The organism is Paenibacillus piscarius (assembly GCF_022234545.1).
GTDB lineage: Bacteria > Bacillota > Bacilli > Paenibacillales > Paenibacillaceae > Paenibacillus_AQ > Paenibacillus_AQ piscarius.
Window position 1 is genome coordinate 164,818 of sequence record NZ_JAIEUI010000001.1, and the last position, 22,145, is coordinate 186,962.

A 22,145-nucleotide genomic window follows, 5' to 3' on the forward strand; every position below is an offset into this window, starting at 1 on the left:
AAGTTTCAATCTTAAGTGCGGCTTATAAAGATTCATAAACTATAGGAGGTTGAGCAATATGAAATACAGACAGCTGGGCAATACGGGGCTTGAAGTCTCGGCATTAAGCTTCGGGGCCTCTTCACTGGGCAGCGTGTTCCGGGAGGTACCGAAGGATGAGGCGATTCTTACGGTTCATACGGCGATTGATCTGGGGATCAACCTCATTGACGTCTCCCCATACTACGGCCTGATGAAAGCGGAAACGGTGCTGGGCGAGGCGCTGAAGACGGTACCGCGTGACAAATATATTCTGAGCACCAAGGCCGGACGTTACGGATCAGATGAATTCGACTTCTCCAGAGAGCGGATCATCCGCAGTGCGGAAGAGAGCATGGGCCGCCTGGGCACGGATTACCTGGATATTCTGCTGCTGCATGATGTTGAATTCGGTTCCATGGAGCAGGTAATGGAGGAGGGCATTCCCGCGCTGGAAGAGCTGAAGCAGGCGGGTAAAATCCGCTACTCCGGCATCAGCGGCCTGCCGCTGAGTGTGTTCGAGATGGTGCTGCCGCAGACCAGGCTGGATGTCATTCTGTCCTATTGCCATTATTCGCTCAACGATACCACGCTGCTGCGGCTCCTGCCCTTGCTGGAAGAAACCGGAACAGGGCTGATGAATGCGTCGCCGATCTCGATGGGGCTGCTCAGCAACCGCAAGGTACCGGACTGGCATCCGGCGAGTGCCGAGATTCAAGCCGCCTGTCAGCGTGCTGCTGAATATTGCAGAGACAAGGGAGAGGATATTGCCAAGCTGGCCGTCCAGTTCTCTACCGCAAATGAGCAGATTCCAACCACCCTGGTCAGCACGGCGACACCGGCTAATATCCGCAACAATATTAAGTGGACCGAAGAGCCGATCAATGAACAATTACTGGCAGAAGTGCGCGATATTCTGAAGCCGATTGATGGGGCCTCCTGGCCGAGCGGCCGGGCAGAATGGAATGAAGATTCGGTCCGGAACGGGGGGCATATATAATGAAGGGAATTATTTGTGAGGAAGTCGGAAAGTTCGTATTCCGCGAGGATCTGCCGGAGCCGGAGCTGCGGGAAGGGGAAGCGATTGTAAGCATCCGCCGCATCGGGATCTGCGGGACAGACCTGCACGCCTACCGGGGGAACCAGCCTTATTTCACTTATCCGCGTGTGCTGGGACATGAGCTGTCCGGGATCATTGAGCGTATTGGCGACAATCCGCAAGGGCTGCGCGTAGGGGATCAGGTCAGTGTCATTCCCTATCTGCATTGCGGGGAGTGCCGGGCCTGTCTGAGCGGCAAAACGAATTGCTGCCAGAAAATGAGAGTGTTCGGTGTTCACCTGGATGGCGGAATGCGGGAACGGGTGAGCCTGCCTGTAGGCAATCTGCTGAAGACAGACGGGCTGACGCTGGATCAGGCGGCCATGCTGGAGCCGCTGGCAATCGGTGCCCATGCGGTCCGGCGCTCAGGCATCAGTGCCGGGGATCAGGTGCTGGTGATCGGCGCTGGCCCGATCGGACTTGGCGTGATGGCCATGGCCCGGTACGCCGGGGCAAAGGTCATTGCGATGGATGTCAATGACGAACGTCTGGCCTTCTGCAAGGGCTGGGCGCAGGCGGAGCACACGGTAAGCGCCTTGAAAGAGCCGAAGGAGCAGCTGTCGGCACTGACAGACGGTAACTTCCTGCCGCATGTCATTGATTCCACCGGGAACATCTCTTCTATGGAAGGTGCCTTCGGACTGGTCGGCCATGGCGGCACACTGACTTATGTCGGATTGGTCAAAGGCAATATTACCTTTAGTGACCCCGATTTTCATGCCCGCGAGATGACGGTGCAGGGGAGCAGAAATGCGACCCGCGAGGATTTTGAACGGGTGATTAGCGCCATTAGGGACGGTTATATTGATGTGGACCGTTATATTTCCCACCGCAGCCCGTTCGGAGAGATGATCGGTAAGTTTGAGAGCTGGCTGAATCCTGAAACGAAGGTGATCAAAGCACTGGTTGAGCTGAATTAACTGCGAAGGAGCGAGCAACGATGACAAGCAAGGAACACAGCCAGCGGTTATGGTACAGTGAGCCGGCACAGAACTGGAATGAGGCACTGCCGATCGGCAACGGCCGGCTCGGGGCCATGATCTTCGGCCGGGCGGCAGAGGAAAAGCTCCAGCTTAATGAGGATTCTGTGTGGTACGGAGGTCCGCGTGACCGCAACAACGAAGATGCGCTGCCAAACCTGCCGAAGCTCCGCCAGCTAATTCTGGAAGGCAAGCTGAGAGAGGCGGAGGAGCTGGCGGCGATGACGATGACGGGCCTGCCGGAAGCGCAGCGCCATTATCTGCCGCTTGGCGATCTGCTGCTGTCGTTCGGCGGACATGGACAGCCAGTGGAAGAGTATAGCCGGGAGCTGGATCTGGACCGCGGCGTATCCCGGGTGAGCTATATAACTGGCGGTGTAAGCTATACCCGTGAGCTCTTTGCCAGCTACCCGGATCAGGCCATCGTGGTGCGGATTACCTCGGACCGGAAGCACGGCATCTCCCTGAAGGCCAGGTTCAACCGCCAGAACTGGAGAATGCTTGAGAAGACAGAGAAGTGGCAGGACAGCGGACTGGTGATGAACGGCGAATGCGGCGGCCAAGGCGGCAGTACATTTGCTGCCGTGCTGCGGGCGGTTGCCGAAGACGGAACCACCCGTACACTGGGTGAGCATCTGCTGGTGGAGGGAGCCAGCTCAGTAACTCTGCTGCTGGCTGCGGGAACTACCTTCCGCCAGCCTGATCCGGCGCTCCATGCCAAGCGGCAGCTGGAGGCGCTAAGTTCGGTACCTTATGAGGAGCTGCTGGCCCGCCATATCGCGGATTACCGCAGCTTGTTCGGCCGGGTTGCACTGACGCTGCCGGAGAACCCGGAGCGGAGCGGACTGCCGACCAGTGAACGGCTGAACAGGTTCCGTCAGGGGGAAGAGGATCACGGGCTGATCTCGACTTATTTCCAATATGGCCGTTATTTGCTGATCGCCTCCAGCCGTCCCGGCTCGTTGCCTGCGAATCTGCAGGGCATCTGGAATGACAGCTTCACCCCGGCCTGGGACAGCAAATTCACGATCAATATTAACGCGCAGATGAACTACTGGCCTGCCGAAATCTGCAATCTGGCCGAATGCCATGAGCCGCTGTTCGATCTGATCGAGCGGCTGCGTGAGCCGGGCCGGGTGACGGCTAAGGTGATGTATGGCTGTGGCGGCTTCACGGCCCACCATAATACGGATATCTGGGCGGATACGGCTCCGCAGGATACCTATCTGCCAGCCTCCTTCTGGCCGCTGGGCGCAGCTTGGCTCTGCCTGCATCTGTGGGAGCACTACCGGTTCAGCCAGGACCGCTACTATCTGGCCCAGGTCTACGACACGATGAAGGAGGCCGCACAGTTCCTGCTCGATTATCTCATTGAAGATGAATCGGGGCAGCTGATTACCTGCCCGTCCGTCTCGCCGGAGAACACGTATCAGCTGCCTGGCGGGGAATCCGGTGTGTTGTGCGCCGGAGCCTCGATGGACTTCCAGATTATTGGAGCTCTGTTCAACGCCTGTGTGCAGAGCTCGGAGATTATCGGCCGGGACGAGGTATTCCGCGAACAGCTTCTTGCGGCACTGGGCCGGCTGCCGGAGCCGAAGATCGGCAAATACGGGCAGATTCAGGAGTGGATGGAGGATTACGAGGAGGTCGAGCCGGGACACCGCCATATCTCCCATCTCTTCGCCTTGTATCCCGGAGATGCGTTCACGGTCCAGGGTACACCAGAGCTGGCAACAGCAGCTCGCACAACACTGGAGCGCAGGTTGGCCAGCGGCGGCGGACATACCGGCTGGAGCCGGGCCTGGATCATCAACTTCTGGGCGCGTTTGCAGGATGAAGGCAAGGCCTATACGAATGTGCGGGCGCTGCTGGAGCATTCCACGCTGCCGAATCTGTTCGACAACCATCCGCCGTTCCAGATTGACGGTAACTTCGGCGGCACCGCAGGCATTGCCGAGATGCTGCTGCAGAGTCACACGGAGGTGATTCAGCTGCTGCCTGCCCTGCCGTCAAGCTGGAGCGAGGGCAGCGTCCGCGGCCTGCGGGCCAGAGGCGGCTATACGCTGGACTTCACCTGGACGGGTGGACTTGTTACTGAAGTAGTGGTTACTTGTACGGTATCCGGCCCCTGCCGCCTGGAGGGCCCGGGACTTGCACCGGTATCGTTCGCAGGTGAAGCGGGAAGCTCGTACTCTTTCACCGGGTAGAGTAACATATAGGTTAGCTAGTTGACGAATAGGATAATATAGTTATGTAGGATTGGCGTATTTGCGCCAATCCTTTTTGGTGTGGTTAGCTAGAACGTCGAGTGTGGCCAAATGTATGCGGAAAACCGATCACAATCGGACCGGGGGCGGCACGTAGGCCAAATGTAATCGAAAAACCGATCACAATCGGACCAGGAGCGGCACGTAGGCCAAATGTAATCGAAAAACCGATCACAATCGGACCGGGAGCGGCACGTAGGCCAAATGTAATCGAAAAACCGATCACAATTGGACCGGGAGCGGCGCGTGGGTTGGCAGGTAAGTCAGTGCGCCGCCACTCCACGGCCCCACCCCACCCACAACGGCAACTCCGCTGCCAATCCGCAAGTAACCGTTTTCTTTTATCGATTTTTCAGGGGGGAAGACCTATAGTTTATGAATTGTAAGCGTATTCTGAAAACGTATAATTAGAGTTGTCACCAGGAGATGTTAGAAGCATAAGCATTAGCCAAAAAGGGGAGGCATAACAACATGCACAAATCTGCAAAACGTTCCGCCCAGGCCGCCGCAGCCGGTGTACTGGCACTCACACTGGCACTTACAGGCTGCGGTTCCGGCAGCAACAACAGCAACACCGGCGGTGACGCCGGCGGCAAGAACGCAGCAAGCGGGGGCAACGCCACTCCGGCCGCAGCCGGGGACGAGAACGCTCCGGTAACATTCTCCGTATTCATGAACGGTCCAGGGCAGCAGCCTACACCGGACAACAAGATTCTTAAGCTGATCAAAGATGAGACCGGCATCACCTTCAACCAGGAATTCCTGGTCGGCGACCTGCAGCAGAAGCTGGGCGTCATGATCGCCGGTGGCGACTATCCGGACATTATGTCCGGGGACGACAAACTGATCAATGCTAAGGCATATATCCCGCTCGAAGATCTGATTGAGAAATACGCACCGAACCTCAAGAAGCACTACGCGGCCGTGTGGAACCAGATCAAGGACGAGAGCGACGGCCACATCTATGTACTCCCAAGCTACGGCGTGTATCAGGGTAAAATCACTGAACCGACTTACCAGGGACCAGGCTTCTGGCTGCAAAAGAAGGTCCTGGAGGAAATGGGCTACCCAACGCCTAAGACCCTGGATGAGTATTTCGATATTATTGCCAAATATAAAGAGAAACACCCGGAAGTCATCGGGTTTGAATCACTCAACTTCGACTGGCGTGTGTTCCCGTTGCAGAATGCACCTGAGCATCTGTCGGGACATCCGAATGACGGAGCGGTGATTGTAGATAACAATGTAGCACAGATTTTTGCCGACAAGGATATCTCCAAGACTTACTATAAGAAGCTGAACGAGATTAATGCCCAAGGCCTGATGGATAAGGAAGCCTTCGTACAGAACTATGACCAGTATCTGGCCAAGGTGGCAAGCGGCAAGGTTGTCGGTATGTTCGACCAGCACTGGAACTTCCAGGACGGCGAGAAATCCCTGATCTCCCAGGGCAAAATGGAAGATACCTACATCGGCTTCCCGCTGCTCTATCCGGGCTATGAGGAATGGTACCGTGACCGTGGAGCAGTCGGAACCAACCGCGGCTTCGGGATTTCGATCAAGGCCAAGGACCCTGTCCGCATTATCAAGTTCTGGGATAAGATGATTACCGAGGATTGGCAGAAGACCCTGCAGTGGGGCGTGAAAGGCGAGGATTATGAAGTGAATGCCGACGGCTCCTTCTACCGCACCCCTGAGCAACGGGCGAATGCAGATCAGACCAGCTGGCAGGTAGCTAACAAAATCTCGGGTATGTTCGGATATATGCCCAAGATTCAAGGTACGTACAGCGACGGAAATGCTGCCGATGCAGGCACACAGCCACAGGAATTCTTCGACAGCCTGAAGCCGTACGACCAGAAGATTCTGAAGGCCTACAACAAGAAATCGTGGTCTGAATTCTTCAAAGAACCGAAAGAGAACAACATTTACTTCCCGGCTTACTCCATCGTGCTGAAGGATGGTTCGCCAGCCCAGCTTGCGCAGTCCAAACTGAACGACCTCCAGGTGAAATATCTGCCTAAGGCCATTATGGCAAGTCCGGCAGAATTCGAATCCGTATGGCAGGATTATGTAGACAAAATCCACAAGCTGGATATCAAGGCTTATGAAGACCGTATTAATGAAGGCATCCAGCAGCGTATCGAAAAATGGAGTGTCAAATAAGCGGCACGTACGTCTTGAAGCAGAGCGGGAAATGAGATTTCCCGCTCTTCCTAAATAGAAAGTGGAGAGAACGATTTACACAGGAGGGATTACTACATGTCTGATGCCGTACTGGACAAACAGGTCAAGAAACAGAAGACCCGCAAACGCAAAGTCGATCCGGAAATCGGTGTGAGCCTCAGCTGGAAGACGCTGAAGGTACAGAAGCAGCTCATTTTCATGTCCGTGCCAATTGCCATCTATCTTATTATTTTCAACTATGTTCCGATCTGGGGCTGGATTATGGCCTTCCAGAATTACCGTCCGGCACTTCCGTTCGGCCAGCAGGAATGGGTAGGCTTCGACCAGTTCAAATTCCTGTTCTCGGATGACACCTTCTTGCTCGTGCTGCGCAATACGATTGCCATGAGCTTCATCAACCTGGTGCTGGGCACGGGGACGGCGATTGGCCTGGCCCTGCTGCTCAATGAGATCCGGGTCAAATTCTTCAAGCGTATCGTACAGTCCATCTCTTATCTGCCGCACTTCCTGTCCTGGGTTATCGCAGCAGGAATCGTGGCCACCTCCCTGTCGATTGACGACGGGATTGTCAACGTTATTCTAATGAAGCTCCATCTGATCAAAGAACCGATTATGTGGCTCAGTGAAGGCAAGTATTTCTGGGGCATTGTCGGAGCGTCGAATGTGTGGAAAGAGGTAGGCTGGGGCACTATCATCTATCTGGCCGCGATTACCTCCATTGACCCTTCCCTGTACGAGGCGGCATCGATTGACGGTGCGACGCGCATGCAGAAAATGCGTTATGTCACCCTGCCGGGAATTAAAGCAACCTTCGTGATCCTGCTGATTATGAATATCGGACATATTCTGGATGCCGGCTTTGAGCTTCAGTATCTGCTGGGCAACGGACTTACTATAGACTATTCGCAGACCATCGACATCTTCGTCATTAAGTACGGGATCTCTATGGGGAACTATTCACTGGCTACGGCTGCAGGGATCTTCAAGACCATCGTCAGTGTCATACTCGTATTCATGGCCAACTACACTGCCAAACGTCTCGGCGAAGAGCGGTTAATCTAGAAGGAGGAAAGCCCTATGAAAGCTGTAGCAAAAGGATCAAGCCGCGTAGAGCCGGTTGTATTTCATACACTGAACACGCTGTTTATGCTCTTTGTGGTTGCTGTTACCCTGTATCCCTTCCTCCACACGCTGGCGGTATCGCTCAATGACGGCAGTGACACGCTGGCAGGCGGAATATATCTCTGGCCCCGCGCGTGGACGATGGAGAACTATAAAGCGGTGTTCGTATCGGGAACGATCTATCATGCCGCCTTTATCTCTGTATCACGTACCGTTATATCGACGCTGGTCGGTGTGTTCCTGACCACAATGCTGGCGTATGCGCTGGCGCAGCCACAGTATGTCTTCCGCAAAAAAATCGGCCTGCTGTTCATTCTGACCATGTACTTCAACGCCGGTCTGATTCCGAACTACTTCCTGATCAAGAATATGGGCCTCCTGCATAACTTCATGGTCTATATCCTGCCGAGTCTGGTCAGCGCGTTCAACCTGATTATTATGCGGACGTATATCCGCGGCCTTCCTTACAGTCTTACCGAATCGGCGAAGATTGACGGGGCAGGAGACTTCCGGATTTTCTGGAAAATCATCTTCCCGCTCTGTACGCCTGTACTCGCTACTGTGGCCCTGTTCATCGCCGTCGGCTCTTGGAATGCCTGGTTTGATACGTTCCTGTATGCGTCCTCGGATGTCAAGCTGAGCACCCTGCAATATGAAATGATGAAGCTCCTGGGCTCCACAATGAGCACGAACAACGACCCGTCCATGCTGGCTGGAGGACAGAACAATCAGACGCAGGCAATGGTCACCCCGGCTTCCATCCGTTCTGCGATCACCATCGTTACCGCTGTGCCGATCCTGTTCGTGTATCCTTTCTTGCAGAAGTATTTCGTGGTAGGATTGAACCTGGGCAGTGTGAAGGAATAATTATCCACTCAGGGAATCACATGAGGAATGAGATAGCGATATAGGTATACTATAACCGTTCCGGGTGCAGCCGGAGCGGTTTCTCCTGTTCCATTACAGGGGAGCCGGAGAGAATCAGGAATCTTAATCAAAGATGGTGAATCCGATGCTGAAAGTACTGTTTGCTGATGACGAGCCGCTCATGCTGGAAGGGCTGCGGTTTCTGGTGGACTGGGATGAATTAGAGTTTGAAATCTGCGGTGAAGCGCTGGATGGCGAGGATGCGCTGCAGCTGATTGAGAACAAGCGGCCCGATCTGGTGATTACCGATGTGCGTATGCCGGTTATTGACGGCCTTGAACTGATAAGAAGAGCGTCCGAATATGAGAGCGGTCTGCGGCCCAAATTCATTATCTTCAGCGGCTATGCCGACTTCGAATATGCCAAGCGGGCGCTGAAATACGGGGTGTCCAATTATCTGACCAAGCCGCTGGATGAGCGGGAGCTGACGGAGGCGCTGCAGATTGTAAAAGAAAATATCGAACAGGAACGCAAAAGCTCAACGCGGCGCGAAGCTCTGGCGGCTCTGATGCAGGCGGACACGGTAGCCAGGCTGCTGATGCGGGAGAATACGGCGGAAGCGCTGGCGGACGGGCTGAAGGCGCTGGGCATCTCACCAGCTTCAAGATTATGCTGTGTCCTGGTTCACGGGGCCCAGCCTGACAGTGCGCAAATGCGCAGCCGGCTCACCAGTGTGAACAGCCGGGAAGCGCTGCGCGGCATCACCGCCTATCCGTTCACGGCCGGAAGCCGCAAGCATGGCTATCTGCTTGCGGCTCCGCCGGAAGGACCGGCGCTTGATCCGGCTGCAGTCAACGGGTGGATCGAGGCTATGCGTCCGCTCTATGATTCGCCGGTCCAGTTCACAGCCAGCAGGCAGCACCTGGGCACGGATTCGCTGAACACGGCCTATCACGAGGCGTTGGCTGCCGAATGCTGTTCTAAGGAGGCCGGCAGCGGTGAAGCCGCCTGCTTCTTTCAGGAGCCGGAGAAGAGCCGGATGGCAAGGCTTCCGGCGGAGCTGCGAAGCTCGCTGCTTGCGGCAGTTACCGGGGGCAGTCCGGAGCAGCTCAGCGCAAGGCTGCGCGATGTGTTCAACATCTTCGCCGCAGAAGTAGCTTCGAGCGCCTGGATCGACGGCTTTCTGGCTAATATCAAGGCCGAGCTGCTCCGTGAGATTGCTGTCCGGGGAGGAGACTCGGCCGTATGGGCGGAGAAATGGTTTCCGCCCCGCTATACCGCCGCCTGTCTGCCGCACCTGGAGCGGCAGACAGAAGAGGAACTGGGTGAGGCGGCAGTATGGTTTGCCGCAGCCGCTGAGGCTGCCGGGGAGGACCGGATGATGCCTGCGGTGACCGCATACATCCGGGAGCATTATCAGGAGAAGCTGAAGCTGCAGGATATCGCGAAATCGCTGCATGTTAACTCGGCTTATCTGGGGCAGCGATTCAGGAAGCATTACGGCAGCTCTTTTAACGACTATCTCCATGAATTCCGCATTGAAGAAGCCAAGAAGCTGCTGCGCCGCACCGAGCTGGGGGTCGCAGATGTCGCAAGCAGGGTCGGCTATTCGGACGCTGATGTGTTCGCCGCCAAGTTCAAGGCACTTAACGGAGTCACGCCTTCAGTATATAAGAAGAGTTAGACATAAGGGGAGGGGACTGGCATGAAGGAACCAAGGAAGCCCTCTGCCTTCATCAATGATGTTCCGCTGAAATACAAGTTTCTGTTCATCTATTTAATGTGTGTGCTCGTTCCCATTCTCGTCATCAACGCCCTGTTCTACGTGCAGATCAGCCGGAGTGTGGAGGCGCGGGAGCGGGAGAACCTTGAGATCTCGGTGGACCGTGTGGCCTATGACCTGATGCAGATTGTGAACGAATGCGTGGCGATCAGCAATACGGTTGCCGCGGACCGCCCCTTCTTGGAGATGATGGATTACAATTACCCGGATAACGAGGCGTATTATGATGCCTACAATGATTCGCTGAAGGATAAGCTGCGGCAGTACAGCAACCTGCATTCCTATATCTATTTCATGGGCATCTACACCTCTAATCCGACGATCCAGAACGGCAGCAGTTACTCCATTCTGTCAGATGCGGATAAGAACAGTGAATGGTACCGCAAAATCTCCGGCAGTTCAGATAATGTGCTGTTGACCTCCTATCAGGGAACGAATCCGCTGAATCCGCCGCAACAGGAGATCTTCGTGAGTGTCATCCGCAAGCTGGATAATTTCTCGGGACAGCCCTACACCAAATATCTGCGGATTGATCTGCGGCTGAGCAGCATGCAGGCGCTGTTCGGGAAGGAGCGCGACTACCTGGGATTCAAGCTGCTGGATGAGCAGAACCGCGTGGTGCTGGCTTCCGACCGCTCCTACTCCTCTCTGGATGCGAACGCCTTGCTGAAGACAGACACCAGTCTGGGACAGCAGTCCAATCAGATTATCCGTCCGCTGAGCGGCGCTACCTTCACCGAAGGCTGGCGGCTCGTGGGAATGCCGGAGGGACGGAAGATAAATCATGAGATGAGCCGGGCGCTGCGGTTGTCGCTGATCCTTGCCCTATGTACCACGATCATCCCTACCTTACTGATGATGGTGGTGATCCGTTCTTATAATCTGCGGGTAAGACTGCTCTATAAGCATATGAAGCTGGTCAAGTATGAACAGTTCGAGAATATTGACATCTATGAGGGGAAGGACGAAATCGGCGGGCTGATCCGCAGCTTCAATCTGATGACCGGCAAAATCCGCAATCTGATCAATGACGTGTACAAGCTGGAAATTCAGAAGAAGGATCTGGATCTGGAGCGCGTGCGGGCGGAGCTGAAGTATCTGGAGAGCCAGGTCGACCCTCATTTCCTCTTCAATACACTGAACGCCATTCTCGTCATTTGCAAGAAATACAAATATGAAGAAGTGACTGATGTCATCCGCAATCTGGCGCTGATTATGCGCAGGCTGCTGAGCTGGAAGGATGATCTGATCACGGTGGAGGAGGAGATCTCGTTCATCGAGATGTATCTGCAGATCGAGAAATTCCGTTTCCAGAGCCGGTTCTCCTATGAGCTTGAGATTGACCCTGCGGTGCTGAAATACCGGATTCCGAAGATGAGCATACAGGCGCTGGTGGAGAATTCCTGCAAGCATGGCCTGCAGTCGGTCAAATGGGCCAGAACTATTCAGGTATCGGCAGCACGGGCTGATTCCGGACTGCTGATCAGGGTGGCTGACAACGGCAAGGGGATTGAGAAGGATAAGCTGGAATGGATCTTAAATCATCTGGACACGGAACAGGATTCAGGTAAAAATGTCGGGCTGCGCAATGTATATAAACGCTTGATGCTGTATTTTAACGGCAAAGCCACCTTCAGCATAGAGAGCACCGAATATGAACGGACTGTAATCACCATCCATATCCCGGATGACCTGAGCCTGGTTCCTGAAGTGGAGGAATCTCATGTATAAAGTGGTTTTGGCGGACGATGAAACGATTGCGTTAGAGGGCCTGCGGATGCAGACAGACTGGGAAGAGCTGGGCTTCGAGATCTGCGGAGCCTGTGAGAACGGGGAGGAGGCGCTGGCTGCGATTGTGGAGCATGCGCCCGACCTGGTAATTACCGATATCCGTATGCCTGAGATTGACGGGCTGGAGCTGATCCGGCGCGTACGCGCACTTGAAATGGAGCAGCCTGTCTTCATCGTGCTCAGCGGCTACGGTGAATTTGAATATGCCAGAACAGCGATCCGTTACGGCGTCAGACACTATCTGCTGAAGCCGGTTCCGGATGCGGAATGGGATAAGGTGCTTGCGGACATTACGGATGAGCTGGAGCTGAGCCTGAGGCAGAAGCTGCAGCAGAGGCTGATGGCTAGCCGGCTGCTGCCGCTGGCCATTGCCCGGATGCTTGAAGGCCATCCGGCCGAGCCGGAGGAGGAGGCAGCGGAGCAGATGGACCGGCTGGATGAGGCCTCAGCGGGCTGGACCTATCTGCATGTGGAGGGTCCCGGCGGATATGTGTCTGCGCTATGCCGTGAGCTGGCGGGTCCGGCCGGCGCGTTGTTCATTGATCTGGCCGGCAATCAGGCCGGACTGGTTGTGGAGAGTACGGCAGATACTGCCGGACTGGCGGAGCAGATCGATACGATGCTGAACCGGGAGGGGGGCAAGGGCTCGGTGAGCATCGGGCCAAGTGTACGTTCGCTGCGCGAGCTGCCTGTGTCCTACCGGGAGGCCGCCGGGGCCGCCGCCCGCCAGTATTTCTATGCGGAGAGCAGCGGTCCGGTGAAGACAGGCGGCGAAGCTGCCGGGCAGCAGGGCTATATCATGTCTTCAGCAGAGCAGACCTTGGAACTGATCAGCGAGGTGGAACGGCTGCATGAGCAGAAGGCGCTGGAGCTCTTGAGCGGGATGTTCCGGGAATTCCGGGAGCACCGGACGGCACCCGGCGTGGTCCAGATGACCAGTATGGATATTATGCTGAGAAGCATGGAGCTGCTGAACGAATTCGGAGGAGCGGATGAGCAGCGGATCGCTCCGCTGGATTTTTTCAGAACCGAGCCCAAATCGCTTGAAGCCCTTCAGGCGGCGGTCCAGGCCGTGCTGATGAACTGCATGAACTTCATCCGGCAGCATAAGGAACGCAGCTCGGAGCATCCGCTGACCCGGGTTGAATGGTTCCTGAGGGACAATTATGCCAAGCATCTGACGGTAAAAGAAATTGCCGAGCAGTTCTACATCAATCCGGTGTATCTGGGCCAGGCCTTCATCAAGAAGCATGGGGTCAGCATTCTGGAATATATCCATAATCTCCGGATTGAAGCCGCCAAGAAGCGGCTGACGGAGACCGGCGATACCGTAAGAAGTATCATGGAGAGTGTGGGCTATGTGCACTATCATCATTTCTTAAGAGAGTTCGAGAAGCGGACGGCGATGAAGCCGGTGGCGTTCCGCGAACAGGCCCGGGCCGGGACAGAATAGTGTCCATTTATTTATTCAGGGTCCATTTGTTTACTTTGGTGATGGTAAACGCATTCAAATGCGTTATGATAGAACTAGCTGTGCCAAAATATTGTATTTACAGGAGGTTGGAGAGAATGAACCAGAATAGCAGCACGGTTCCTGCATTGCATGACATGTTCCGGGATGCCTTCAAGATCGGAGCCGCCGTCAGCACACCTATTATTTCCGCACAGGGTCCTTTCATTGCGAAGCATTATAACAGCATCACTGCCGAGAATGAGATGAAGCCGGCCCTTGTCCAGCCGCAGGAAGGGGAGTTCACCTTCGAGTCAGCGGACCGGATCTTTGACTTCGCGGAAACGCACGGGATCGGGGTCCGGGGACATACGCTTCTGTGGCATAACCAGACCGGGGACTGGATGTTCCAGAATGCGGAAGGCGGACCATGCACTAGAGAGCAATTGCTTGCACGTCTGCAGACCCACATCAATACGGTAGTTGGACGTTACCGGGGACGGGCCTATGCCTGGGATGTGGTGAATGAAGCGATTGAGGACAAGTCAGAAGAGTATCTGCGTGATACGAAGTGGCTGCAGATTATCGGTGAGGATTATCTCCGGCAGGCGTTCGAGATGGCTCATCAGGCGGATCCTGACGCCTTACTGTTCTACAATGATTATAATGAGACTGACCCTGTCAAAAGCAAAAAGATCTACAAGCTCGTCCGCAGCCTGCTGGACCAGAATACGCCGATCCACGGCATCGGGATGCAGGGACACTGGAATATCTACGGCCCGTCCATTGACGAGATCCGCAGCGCGCTGGAGCTGTATGCATCGCTGGGCCTCAAGATCCAAATTACCGAGCTGGATCTCTCCGTGTTCAACCATGACGACAAACGCACGGACTTGAAAGCGCCAACAGCAGAAATGCTGAAGCTGCAGGAGGAACGTTATGCGGAGATTTTTGCTGTGCTGCTGGAATACAAGCAGGCGATCGATTCGGTAACCTTCTGGGGCGTGGCCGACGATTATACGTGGCTGGACGGCTTCCCGGTCCGCGGCCGCAAGAACTGGCCGTTCCTGTTCGATGAACAGAAGCAGCCCAAGGCTTCGTTTGGCCGCCTCGCGGCACTGACGGCTCCGAAGTTGTAATTATCCTCATTCATCCTAACTACTACCTTAACTACTAACGATATTCTGGAGGGAATCCTATGACATACCAACTGAAGCAAGCAACCGGCAAGGTGCCGCCGCAAGGCAATCCCCTGGTAGCGCACAGATACGGAGCCGATCCTTATGCGCTGGTATATGGGGACAGAGTCTACCTGTATATGACCAATGATGCGCTGGAGTACGATGAGAACGGCACGGTAAAAGAGAACTCCTACAGCAGCATCAATACAATTACGGTCATCTCCTCGGCTGACCTGGTGAACTGGACTGATCATGGCCCGATCGCTGTAGCGGGACCGCAAGGCGCGGCCAAGTGGGCGACCCAGTCCTGGGCACCGGCAGCGGTCCGCAAGGTCATTGACGGGAAGGATAAGTTCTTCCTGTACTTCGCCAACAATGCCAGCGGCATCGGCGTGCTGTCCAGTGACAGTCCGGTCGGGCCGTGGGTAGACCCGATCGGGGAAGCCCTGATTCTGCGTTCCACTCCCGGCGTGGAGGATGTGACCTGGCTGTTCGACCCGGCGGTGCTGGTGGATGAGGACGGCAAGGGATATATTTATTTTGGCGGCGGTGTGCCGGAAGGTCAGTTCGCTGAGCCGGGCACCGCGCGGGTGATGCCGCTTGGTGAAGACATGATCAGTGTAGTGGGAACGGCCCAGGTGATTCCCGCTCCGTACATGTTCGAGGATGCCGGCATTCATAAGTGGAAGGGCACTTATTATTACACTTATTGCTCGAACTTCTACAAGGGGGAGCGCGCAGAGGGCAGTCCTCCAGCCGGTGAGATTGCTTACATGACAAGCAGCAGTCCGATGGGACCGTGGATGTATCAGACGACCATTCTGAAGAATCCGGGACATTTCTTCGGCGTATCGGGGAACAATCACCACGCGATTTTCCAGTTCCGGGACAGCTGGTACATCGCCTACCATGCCCAGACCTTATCCAAGGCCCAGGGGATTGCGAACGGCTACCGCTCGACGCATCTTAACCGCCTGGCCCATAACGAGGACGGGTCCATCCAGGAGATTCATGCCGACTATGAGGGCGTATCGCAGCTGGGCAGCCTGAATCCGTATGAACGTATTCCGGCGGCAACAATGGGCTGGAGCGCAGGCGTGAAGACCGAATATCTGGCTGAGGGCGGCGTTCAGGCCGTAACGGAGGTGGAGCATGGCGGCTGGATCGGCTTATCCGGGGTAGACTTCGGCAGCGGAGCAGACGCATTCCAGGCTTCGGTGCTGGGACTGGAAGCAGGCGGTGTGCTGGAGCTGCATTTGGATGAACCGGCCGGCCCGCTGATCGGCAAGCTGCAGGTTCCGGCGGCAGGCGCAGCGCAGGGATGGACGGAATTGAAGACAGAGGTCCAGGGAGCGGCTGGCGTTCATGCCCTCTATCTTGTTTTTGCAGGAGAGAGCGGTAAGGATTTGTTCAAGCTGGCCCATTGGCAATTCACTTAAGCAGCATAACTAACAGCAAGGAGGCGGCACATTGAATACAGCCATCATTACTAATCCAGTACTATGGGCAGATGTCCCGGATGTGGATGTAATCCGGGTCGGCCCGGTGTTCTATATGGTCAGCACCAGTATGCACTCGATGCCGGGCTGTCCGATCATGAAGTCGGTGAATCTGAAGGACTGGGAGATTGTGAGTTACGTCTTCGATACCTTCGAGGACACTCCGGCCTTCCGGCTGGAGGACGGTGAAGGCATCTACGGGGGCGGCTCCTGGGCGGCCTCGCTGCGGTGCAGGAACGGAATCTATTATGTATGCTTCTCCTCCAATAATACGGACCGGTTCTACATCTACCAGACCCGGGATATTGAGAATGGGCCGTGGGAGCGTTCGGTCATGCAGGATCTGTACCACGACCCGGCCCTGCTGCTGGATGATGACGGCCGCAATTATGTGATCTACGGGAACGGGGATATCCGCATCCGGGAGCTGAATGAGGATCTGACCGGATGGATGCACGGGGGAACGGAGCAACTGCTGCTCGAAGGTGAGCGGGAGGGAATTATGCTGCGGATGGAGGGCTGTCATGCCCATAAGCGGGGCGGATATTATTACCTGTTCTTCATCGAATGGCCGTCAGAGGGCAATATGCGCAGACGTCAACTGTGCTACCGCTCCCGCGAGCTGCTGGGTCCTTACGAGCGCCGGGTTATCCTGGACGATAACATAGGCTATGAGAACCGCGGTGTAGCGCAAGGCGGGCTGGTGGATACTGAGGACGGCGACTGGTACGCAGTGCTGTTCCAGGATCACGGGGCGGTTGGACGCGTTCCCTGCATATTCCCTGTAGCCTGGGAGAACGACTGGCCGGTGGTCGGAGATGGCGGCAAAGCTCCGGTAAGCTTCGGGACGAAGCTGCCCGCCGGTGAGCCGAAGGCGATTGTAATCAGCGATGAGTTCGATTATAGGGAGAACCGGCTGGAGCTTCAGTGGCAGTGGAACCATAACCCTGACAATGAGCTGTGGTCAGTCACCGAGCAGCCGGGCTGCCTGCGGCTGCGCACGGGACGGGTGGCCGACAGTGTCGTGTCAGCGCGCAACACGCTGACCCAGCGGACCGAAGGCCCGGCTTGCAGTGCAGAGACGGTGCTATATCTGGGCGGCATGAGTGAAGGAGACCGGGCGGGCATGGTTGCTCTCCAATCCGGGTACGGCACAGTTGAGGTGGCGGCCGGAGAGCAGGGACAGTTCGCCGTGGAGATGTGCGTCACTGGTGATAACGGCTCCAATGTGGTAGAGAGCATCCCGTTCGCAGGCCAGCGGATCTGCCTGCGGATTGATTTCAACTTCAGGGATGGTGTGGATGAAGCTTCGTTCTTCTATTCCGGGGACGGGGAGGTCTGGCACTCCATCGGACAGACGCTGCATATGAAATATACGCTCGATCACTTCATGGGCTACCGGATCGGCTTATTCAATTATGCGACCCTGAAGCCCGGCGGCTATGCTGACTTCGGTTATTTCCACTACCGGAGAGAGGATTAGACCCGGGGCTGGAAGCGGGAAGCATATTCGCTTGGAGTCAGGGAGGTATGCTGCTTGAAGATTCTGCCGAAGTACGTCAGGCTCACGAAGCCGACCCGGAAGGCGACCTCCTGAATCGGGTACCGGCGGAGCTGGAGCAGACGGCTGGCCTCATGCACGCGCAGCATATTGACATATTCAATTAAGGTCTTGCCGGTGTTCTTCTTGAACAGATGGCAGAAGTAGTTAGGCGTCACGCAGCAGATCCGGGCGGCGGACTCCACGGTCAGCGGTTCGTGGAAATGGTTGCTGAGGTGGATCAGCAGCGGCTCGATGCCGGTCTCCGGACGGTCTTTTTTGGAACGCGGGGCTTTGAACTCCGCCATGGGGTAAGCCAGACCCATGGCGGAGAACAAGCCGCCCTTGATACATAATTCATATCCGAAGCTTTTGCTCTGATAACTCTGTACAATATGTTCAATGCTTGCTCTGATCTGCCCGGTCACCGGCTGGTCTGCGGAATAGAAGGCCGGCAGCCGGAGCTCTCCGCTGAGCAGCGGCCGGATATGCTGAAGCTCGGTAGGGTCTCTCATCCCGCTCAGCAGCGCCTCGTTATAGACTACCGCATACAGCTCGCTGCCGTCCTCTGTCGGATAGGCGGCATGAATCTGCGGCCGGCTGACGAAGGCCAGCTCGCCTGCAGTCAAGACTCTCGAATGAGGACCGACCTGGACGCGGAAGCTGCCCTTAGTGACGAGAATCCATTCCAGGTGGTCATGCCAGTGGGGCGGTATGATGCTGCGGTCCGGAAAGCAGATATGAAACACATTCACCGGGAACAGCTCTTCCGGCATTTCCGTATGCTCTTTTTTCCACGGATAAGGCTTGTCCTCGAAGGTTTCTTCCAACGTAATCCCTCCACAAAAACGTAATATCGTATTATAGATGCGTACTTTTAGGTGTAGTAACGCGGCTTGGCACTCTTTATACTGTGGTTGCAACCTTATTATAGAACTGTTGGAGGGATCGCGCTATGTTTCTTGAACAGAATGGCCGGCTGATCAGAGAATATGACCATGAGAAGGTCTGGATAGAGCCATGGGGTGCGAATTCGCTGCGGATTCGCGCATCCTATGCGCAGATTACCGATGAAGAGTGGGCGCTGCTGCCTGCACCGGAGACCCCGGGCGAGATAACGATTACTAAAGAGCGGGCAACGATTGTGAACGGAAAGATCCGGGCGGAGATTACGGAGAAGGGGCAGATTTTCTTTTATAACCAGCATGGTAAGCTCCTGCTTAACGAGACCGAAGATACGTACCAGTTGAAATATGGCGGCAGAGAGCTGGCGGCGGTTCCGGGGAGCAGTGATTTCTCCGTGAAGCTGCGGCTGGAGGCGGACCCTAACGAGAAGCTGTTCGGGATGGGGCAATACCAGCATTCCTTCCTCAACCTGAAGGGCTGTTCCCTGGAGCTGACCCACCGCAACAGCCAGATCAGTGTTCCGTTCGTGCTGTCCAGCAGCGGCTACGGGTTCCTGTGGCATAATCCGGCAGTCGGTCAGGCGCACTTCAGTCTGAATGTGACCGAATGGACAGCCCCTTCGTCCAAGCAGCTCGATTACTGGATCACTGCCGGGGATACCCCTGCCGAGATCGAGGAAGCGTATGCCAAGGCGACGGGAACCGTGCCGATGATGCCGGATTACGGCATGGGCTTCTGGCAGTGCAAGCTCCGTTACCGCACCCAGGAGGAACTCCTGGAGGTGGCGAGAGAGCATAAGCGGCGGAATCTGCCGATTGACGTCATCGTGGTCGATTTCTTCCACTGGACGAACCAGGGGGACTGGCGTTTTGATCCCGAGTACTGGCCTGATCCTGAGGCGATGGTGCGGGAGCTGCAGGAGATGGGCATCGAGCTGATGGTCTCGGTATGGCCGACCGTGCAGACGGAGAGTGAGAATTACCGGGAGATGCTGGAGAAGGGGTATCTGCTCCGCTCCGACCGCGGGGTCCGCACCCAGTTCCAGTTCCTCGGGCAGAATGCTATTTTCGATGCGACCAATCCTGCGGCCCGCGAGTTCCTGTGGGGGCTGATTAAGCAGAATTATTATGACAAGGGGATCAAAATCTTCTGGCTGGACGAGGCCGAGCCGGAGCTGACCGTCTACGATCATGATATTTACCGGTATCACATCGGCTCCAGCAAGCAGATCGGCAACCTCTATCCGATGCGGTACAGCCAGACGTTCTATGACGGAATGACTGCTGCGGGGCAGGAGAACATTATCAATCTGGTGCGTACCGCCTGGGCAGGCAGCCAGCGTTACGGGGCGCTTGTCTGGTCCGGGGATATCCATTCCAGCTTCAAGGTGCTGGCGATTCAGGTGCGGGCCGGGCTGAACATGGCGATTGCCGGCATTCCCTGGTGGACGACCGATATCGGCGGCTTCCACGGCGGCAACCCGGCCGAGCCTTCCTTCCGCGAGCTCATGGTCCGCTGGTTCCAGTACGGCGCGTTCTCGCCGGTGTTCCGGCTGCATGGGGACCGGCAGCCGTTTGTGCCGCCGACCGGCACGAGAGGTGGCGGTGTGTGCGGCAGCGGCTCGGACAATGAGGTGTGGAGCTACGGCGAAGAGGCCTACGCCATCTTCAAGGAGTTCATGCAGATCCGGGAGCGGCTGAAGCCGTATATCCGCGGGCTGATGCAGGCTGCCCATGAGCAGGGAACCCCGCCGATGCGCCCGCTCTTCTATGATTTCCCGCAGGACCCGGACGCCTGGAACGTCGAAGACCAGTATATGTTCGGGCCGGACCTGCTGGTCGCCCCGGTGCTGGCCGAGGGGGAACGGTCGCGCAGCGTATACCTGCCGGCTGGCGCGCAGTGGACCCACGTCTATACCGGCGACACCTATTCCGGCGGACAGGCCATTGTGGTCGATGCGCCGCTGGAGCAGATTCCGCTCTTCGTGCGTGACGGCGCCCCGCTGCCGATTCTGGGCGGAGCAGAAGAGTAAGGACGTTGTTAACAAGGGCAGCGATTCTCCGGTGGAGGGTCGCTGCCCTTTGTTAGTTGGGGCGGAATGTGTGTGGACGGATGTATGCGAAAAACCGAACACATTGGGCGTGACAGAGGCACGCGGGCGGAATGTAGACGAAAAACCGACCACATTCGGCGTGGCGGAGGCGTGTGAGCGGAATGTAATCGAAAAACCGACCACATTGGGCGTGACAGAGGCGCGTGGGCGAAATGTAATCGGAAAACCGATTAGATTGGGCGTGACAGAGGCGCGTGGGCGAAATGTAATCGGAAAACCGATTACATTGGGCTTGCGGGAGGCGTGCGAGCGAAATGTAATCGAAAAACCGATCACATTTGGCGTGGCGGAGGCGCGAGGGCGGAATGTAATCGAAAAACCGATTACATTTGGCGGCGGCGAGAGGGTAGCCCGCAGTTGGAGCAACGATGTATTCACATCTCCACATACCCTTTGCCATACTACTAACTCACTCCCACCTAACCCTCGTCTAACTCCGGCCCTATTACGCCCCCCCGCCCTACTCCCCCTCCCGCCCCTGCGGCTCTCTGGCGTTCAGCTTCTCCCGGTAGGTCCGGGGAGAGAAGCCGGTCAGCTGCCGGAACTGGCGGCAGAAGTGCTCGACATTCGCGTAGCCGCAGAGCGCGGCGATCTCGGCGATCTTGTGCTGGCCGTAGCCCAGCTTCTCCTTGGCCAGGCGAATGCGGCAGTGAATGACATCCTCCATGCAGGAGATGCCGAAGGTCGATTTGTAGATCGTCTGCAGATAGCCTGCGCTGATATGCAGATGTTCGGCCATGGAGGACACGGTCCAGGGGTAGCCAGGGTTGCTGTATAAGGTCTTGCGCAGCTCCAGCAGATTGTAGTATTGCGGCGTCAGCTTATCCTGGGTCGCCTCCGAGAGCTTGTTGAACAGGAGGCGGAACAGGTAGTCAATGGACAGCTCGCGGTAATCGTTCTGGAATGAATTCTCCAGGGTCAGCAATTGGAACAGCTGGTGGCAATAGCCGGGGTCGGGCAGCGAGAACGGCTTGGCGATCGGTACCACGCTTTCCGTGATATAAGATTCATCCGCATCGAACCGGACCCAGTCGTTAACGTATTTCTTGGCGCAGGCCCGGTAATAGATGGGGTGGCCCGGCGGATACAGGACTGCCGAGTGAGCGGGGAATTCCTTAAGCTCTCCGTTCACCTCGAATTGCGCCGGGGTCTGGGTCAGAACAAGAAGCCAGGCGTCCAGTCCCTCAGGGATGCTGTAGACGAAGTTCGCAGGATGTGCGGCATCGTATTCCACGTAGTGTATGGTGGGCATTGGCTTCTCCTTTCTTCGGATAGATCAAATAATGGTCAGTAAATATCATTGTTAGAATTTCGCTGAATCTCTATAATTTGTAGTGAATAT

Annotated in this window: 15 protein-coding genes; 13 read left to right on the top strand and 2 right to left on the bottom strand. The window is 56.1% G+C overall.

Going from position 1 to position 22,145, the window contains the following annotated elements:
* Window positions 1-58 precede the first annotated feature (58 nt).
* From K1558_RS00725 to K1558_RS00780, 12 genes are all read left to right on the top strand, one after another.
* Window positions 59-1,018 (top strand): aldo/keto reductase, encoded by a 960-nt coding sequence (locus K1558_RS00725; protein WP_238649462.1) that lies wholly within the window; start codon window positions 59-61, stop codon window positions 1,016-1,018.
* Window positions 1,018-2,037: a zinc-binding alcohol dehydrogenase family protein gene (locus tag K1558_RS00730; RefSeq protein ID WP_238649463.1), complete on the top strand. Its 1,020-nt coding sequence runs from the start codon at window positions 1,018-1,020 to the stop codon at window positions 2,035-2,037. Before K1558_RS00725 ends, K1558_RS00730 begins: the two co-directional genes overlap by 1 nt.
* A gap of 20 nt (window positions 2,038-2,057) precedes the next feature.
* Entirely contained in the window at window positions 2,058-4,304 is a 2,247-nt protein-coding gene (locus tag K1558_RS00735; protein WP_238649464.1) for a glycoside hydrolase family 95 protein, read from the top strand.
* A gap of 531 nt (window positions 4,305-4,835) precedes the next feature.
* Window positions 4,836-6,530, top strand: coding sequence for a type 2 periplasmic-binding domain-containing protein (locus tag K1558_RS00740; protein WP_238649465.1), 1,695 nt, complete (start codon window positions 4,836-4,838; stop codon window positions 6,528-6,530).
* Window positions 6,531-6,626: 96 nt separating this feature from the next.
* Window positions 6,627-7,613, top strand: coding sequence for an ABC transporter permease (locus tag K1558_RS00745; protein ID WP_238649466.1), 987 nt, complete (start codon window positions 6,627-6,629; stop codon window positions 7,611-7,613).
* 15 nt (window positions 7,614-7,628) lie between these two features.
* A complete protein-coding gene (locus K1558_RS00750; protein ID WP_238649467.1) occupies window positions 7,629-8,540 on the top strand; it encodes a carbohydrate ABC transporter permease in 912 nt (303 codons plus the stop codon).
* 145 nt (window positions 8,541-8,685) lie between these two features.
* Window positions 8,686-10,224, top strand: a complete 1,539-nt coding sequence (locus K1558_RS00755; RefSeq protein ID WP_238649468.1) for a response regulator transcription factor — start codon at window positions 8,686-8,688, stop codon at window positions 10,222-10,224.
* 21 nt (window positions 10,225-10,245) lie between these two features.
* On the top strand, window positions 10,246-12,054 hold the full coding sequence (locus K1558_RS00760; RefSeq protein ID WP_238649469.1) for a sensor histidine kinase: 1,809 nt from the start codon (window positions 10,246-10,248) through the stop codon (window positions 12,052-12,054).
* Window positions 12,047-13,567, top strand: a complete 1,521-nt coding sequence (locus K1558_RS00765) for a response regulator transcription factor (RefSeq protein ID WP_238649470.1) — start codon at window positions 12,047-12,049, stop codon at window positions 13,565-13,567. The genes K1558_RS00760 and K1558_RS00765 overlap by 8 nt, the downstream gene beginning before the upstream one ends.
* Window positions 13,568-13,683: 116 nt before the next feature.
* The gene (locus K1558_RS00770) at window positions 13,684-14,703 is read left to right on the top strand and encodes an endo-1,4-beta-xylanase (RefSeq protein WP_238649471.1); all 1,020 of its coding nucleotides are present in this window, start codon (window positions 13,684-13,686) and stop codon (window positions 14,701-14,703) included.
* 59 nt (window positions 14,704-14,762) lie between these two features.
* A complete protein-coding gene (locus K1558_RS00775) occupies window positions 14,763-16,184 on the top strand; it encodes a glycoside hydrolase family 43 protein (RefSeq protein ID WP_238649472.1) in 1,422 nt (473 codons plus the stop codon).
* 31 nt (window positions 16,185-16,215) lie between these two features.
* Entirely contained in the window at window positions 16,216-17,727 is a 1,512-nt protein-coding gene (locus tag K1558_RS00780) for a glycoside hydrolase family 43 protein (protein ID WP_238649473.1), read from the top strand.
* On the opposite strand, the gene K1558_RS00785 is transcribed toward K1558_RS00780, so the two are convergent.
* Window positions 17,724-18,614, bottom strand: a complete 891-nt coding sequence (locus K1558_RS00785; protein ID WP_238649474.1) for an AraC family transcriptional regulator — start codon at window positions 18,612-18,614, stop codon at window positions 17,724-17,726. The two genes, K1558_RS00780 and K1558_RS00785, sit on opposite strands and share 4 nt — an antisense overlap.
* 125 nt (window positions 18,615-18,739) lie before the next feature.
* Here K1558_RS00785 and K1558_RS00790 point away from each other — a divergent pair, with 125 nt between their 5' ends.
* A complete protein-coding gene (locus K1558_RS00790) occupies window positions 18,740-20,722 on the top strand; it encodes a glycoside hydrolase family 31 protein (protein ID WP_238649475.1) in 1,983 nt (660 codons plus the stop codon).
* Between the two features lie 541 nt (window positions 20,723-21,263).
* Here the strand turns inward: K1558_RS00790 and K1558_RS00795 are convergent.
* Window positions 21,264-22,055, bottom strand: a complete 792-nt coding sequence (locus K1558_RS00795; RefSeq protein WP_238649476.1) for a helix-turn-helix transcriptional regulator — start codon at window positions 22,053-22,055, stop codon at window positions 21,264-21,266.
* Window positions 22,056-22,145 lie beyond the last annotated feature (90 nt).